Annotated in this window: 2 protein-coding genes; one reads left to right on the top strand and one right to left on the bottom strand. The window is 51.5% G+C overall.

Annotated elements, in window-relative coordinates; translation table 11 throughout:
• Positions 1-341 precede the first annotated feature (341 nt).
• Positions 342-2,069: a M61 family metallopeptidase gene (locus J4F31_12285; protein ID MCE2497330.1), complete on the bottom strand. Its 1,728-nt coding sequence runs from the start codon at positions 2,067-2,069 to the stop codon at positions 342-344.
• Between the two features lie 54 nt (positions 2,070-2,123).
• Between J4F31_12285 and lpdA the strand changes: the two genes are divergently transcribed.
• On the top strand, positions 2,124-3,512 hold the full coding sequence (lpdA, locus tag J4F31_12280) for a dihydrolipoyl dehydrogenase (GenBank protein MCE2497329.1): 1,389 nt from the start codon (positions 2,124-2,126) through the stop codon (positions 3,510-3,512).
• Positions 3,513-3,629: the final 117 nt, after the last annotated feature.

Below are 3,629 nucleotides of genomic sequence, written 5' to 3'. Positions count from 1 at the left end.
GTCTAATGTCCGCAGGGATTTATGTGACTATTTTGAAGATAGATTTTTAACCAATGACACACTTTAGTGAACACTCCCTGAATTCGCGCCTTGCGCGAGTTTATTCCTTCCGGAGTCAATGGCCGTTTAGTCACTCGAAGAACGAATGTACTTCGACCTGGCCGAAATTGACTCGCAAAGCGAATGATTGTCCCCTGCTGGCGGGGGTTGGGAGTAGAACCTTTTCTCATGACCGAAATCGCGGACCTTCTGCTCCCTGTACCAACAATAGAAGCTAACGCAAAAAGCCTAGGGCTTATGGCCTACTGGCTAACTAACCACTCAACACCAAGACTTAAGGACTAAAAGATAAGTCCGCACCACTTCTCAAACAAGCTTTTCTGCTCATCCGTGGCATCTTGGATCTTTCTGATCCGTTGTTTCGGAAAAAACCGTCGCTCATCGGCCTTCATTTTCAAGGCCTTGGTTTTCATGGCGTTGCGAACGGTTAGTTCAATCTCTTCGTCAATGAATTTCTCAAGAACATCGGATAAAGTATCCTTCAGGATTTCTCCATTGACTTTGATGATCTCTGCATCGGGCTCGAGTCCGGCCTTATGCGCAATGGATCCGGGCCAAATCTCGGTCGGAACGATCACTTCACCTTTTTTGAAGGCGCGAATACCGAATCGATTCATGGCCAAGGTCTCGTGCTCTACCTCTACTCTTTTGAGTCCGACCGCGTTCAACAACGGATCCAGCGAGTCCCAGTAGTACCCTAACCCGTACACGTGACGTGCGAAGATGGTATCGACCAGCCCCCCGCCCTCGAGGCGACAGAGCTCGCGGTAATCATCGGTTGTATAGCCTTTTCCATGAAGGGCGAATTCGTGATAGAGTCTGCGCATCACGTGCTCGAGTCCGCGCTGGCCCTCCGTATTCTTACGAATAATGAGGTCAAGCATGAGCGAGATCAAGGCACCTTCGGAGTAAATACTCACTTTTCGATTGGGAACTCCGAGCGCGTAACCATCGAGCCATAGGTCGAAACTGCTTTCGGCTACCGAGGTATAGAGGTTGCCTGAGGTATCGCTGTGACGCTGCAAGTTTTGCTCTTGCGTATTCTTGAACTGATTCCAATTGAATACACCACTCTGAGCGAGCCAAAGATCGCCTTTATAGGTAGTCACTCCCTCTGCTACGTAACCTGTTTCGAAATACTGTTCCTGAGTGAGATCGTAAGGAAGCATTTCGGCCGGACGAATACTCTTTATGTTCCAGGTATGATAGAGCTCGTGCGATGATACCCCGAGAAAGTTTTCCCAGAGGTCTTCGTCACTTTCCATTTCCTTTTCCGGACCCAGTACGATAACGGTGGAATTCAAGTGTTCAACGCCGTGATATTTCTTCGTCGGAAGGATCTCATACAGAAAGTGATACTCCTCGACCGTCATGGCGCCAAAGGCTTCGATCTGGTTGCGGGTAAACGCCTTGAACGCCGGCATGATCTTATCCCACGGAATGTCTTTCCAGCCCATGAACCAGAGGTTGAACTTGGTTCCGGCTACTTCGTAATCGCGGTGCTTTAAGGCGTTCGAAACGATAAAGGGGCAATCGGCCAGAGTGTCGAAATTTGGAGCACTCCACGAATGCGGCCCCGTAGGTGACCATCCGCCCGCGAGGGCGAAATCCTGTGGAATCTCAAGGGCGATCTCGTGTTCTTCGTGCTCGCGCCCTTCAACGTACATGCAGCACGTACAAGGATTAATGTACCATTGGTCGTTGTCGATGAACGTTCCGCCCGCGTCGAGCTGGTTGGCGTAATACTGATAATGGATCGAAATATATATTTCGGCCTGCGGCCGGATGTGCCATCGGTCCTTACCGATCTTCTTTATAGGGAGCGGTTGCCCATCGGCCCGCAGGGCCCGAACACTTCGAACGTTCTTGGCAAAATTTTGCAACTCGTACCGACCTGGTCGCCATGCCGGAAGTTGCAGAAAAAGGTCACCATCGCCCGGATCATCGATCTCGAGTTCGATGTGCAGGTAGTGGTCGGTGACATTAGGGCATCGGAAGGTATAGTGCATGGCTTCAAATTTCCTAAATTCGCAGCAGCATTGAAAACATAAAAATATACATCCATGGATTTTGATTTGATCGTATTGGGCAGCGGGCCGGGAGGCTATGTCGCCGCCATTCGCGCATCGCAACTGGGCCTTAAAACGGCTGTCATCGAGAAAGAGAATTTGGGCGGAGTTTGCCTGAACTGGGGATGTATTCCGACCAAGGCCCTCATCAAGAGCGCCAATGTTTTCGATTATTTGAAGCACGCCGAAGACTACGGCCTCAAGGTCGACGGATACGATAAAGATTTTAGCGCCGTGATCGGTCGCAGCCGCGACGTGGCCAACGGCATGAGCAAAGGTGTAGAGTTCTTGATGAAGAAGAACAAGATCGAGGTCATCAACGGAACCGGTGTCGTAAAGCCGAGCAAGAAGATCGAGGTGACCGATGCCGACGGCAATGCGAAGACCGTTTCGGCCAAGAACATCATCATAGCTACGGGAGCGCGTTCGCGTCAGCTTCCGAGTCTGCCACAAGATGGTAAAAAGATCATTGGCTATCGCGAGGCCATGACCCGAGAAAAGCAGCCCGAGAAAATGGTGGTCGTTGGATCGGGAGCCATCGGTGTGGAATTCGCTTACGTATATGCGTCGATGGGTACGGAAGTGACCATCGTGGAGTATATGGACAACATCGTACCCGTGGAGGACGAGGAAGTATCGAAGCAATTGGCCCGTTCGTTCAAGAAGGCCGGTATCAACATCATGACCAGCGCCGAAGTAACTTCTGTGGATACATCGGGCAAGGCTTGCAAGGTCAACGTGAAGAACAAGAAGGGCGAAGAGGTGTTGGATGCCGACGTGGTCTTGAGTGCCGTAGGTGTGCAAGCTAACATAGAGAATATCGGACTCGAAGAGGTAGGCATAGCGACCGATAAAGGCAAGATCATGGTGAACGACTACTACGAAACCAATATTCCGGGCTATTTCGCGATCGGCGACTGTGTCCCGGGGCAAGCTTTGGCGCACGTGGCGTCGGCGGAAGGGATTATCTGCGTGGAGAAGATCGCCGGTGAAAATCCGCAGCCGCTCGACTACAACAACATTCCCGGATGTACCTACTGCTCACCCGAGGTGGCCAGCGTAGGCTACACCGAAAAGGCGGCCAAGGAAGCCGGATACGAGATCAAGGTCGGCAAGTTTCCGTTCAGCGCCAGCGGTAAGGCGAAAGCTGCCGGGCACGCGGACGGATTCGTAAAGGTGATCTTCGACGCCAAGTACGGCGAATGGTTGGGCTGTCATATGATCGGCGCCAACGTTACGGAAATGATCGCCGAGGCGGTGGCAGCGCGCAAGCTGGAGACCACGGGCCACGAACTCATCAAGACCGTGCACCCGCACCCCACTATGAGTGAGGCGGTAATGGAAGCGGCTGCCGCAGCTTACGGAGAGGTGATTCACCTCTAAGCGGTCAAAAAGATAATGATGGCCTAAGGCCAAATTTGCAAGAAGCCGTCTCGATTTTAACTTGAGACGGCTTTTTCATTTATGAGTTGAGAAGTGGTTGATTTTACTAATTTCTGT

The sequence above is a fragment of the Flavobacteriales bacterium genome (assembly GCA_021296215.1).
Classification (GTDB): domain Bacteria; phylum Bacteroidota; class Bacteroidia; order Flavobacteriales; family ECT2AJA-044; genus ECT2AJA-044.
Note: the sequence above shows the minus strand (reverse complement) of the source record. Positions and strands in the feature narration are given on the sequence as shown.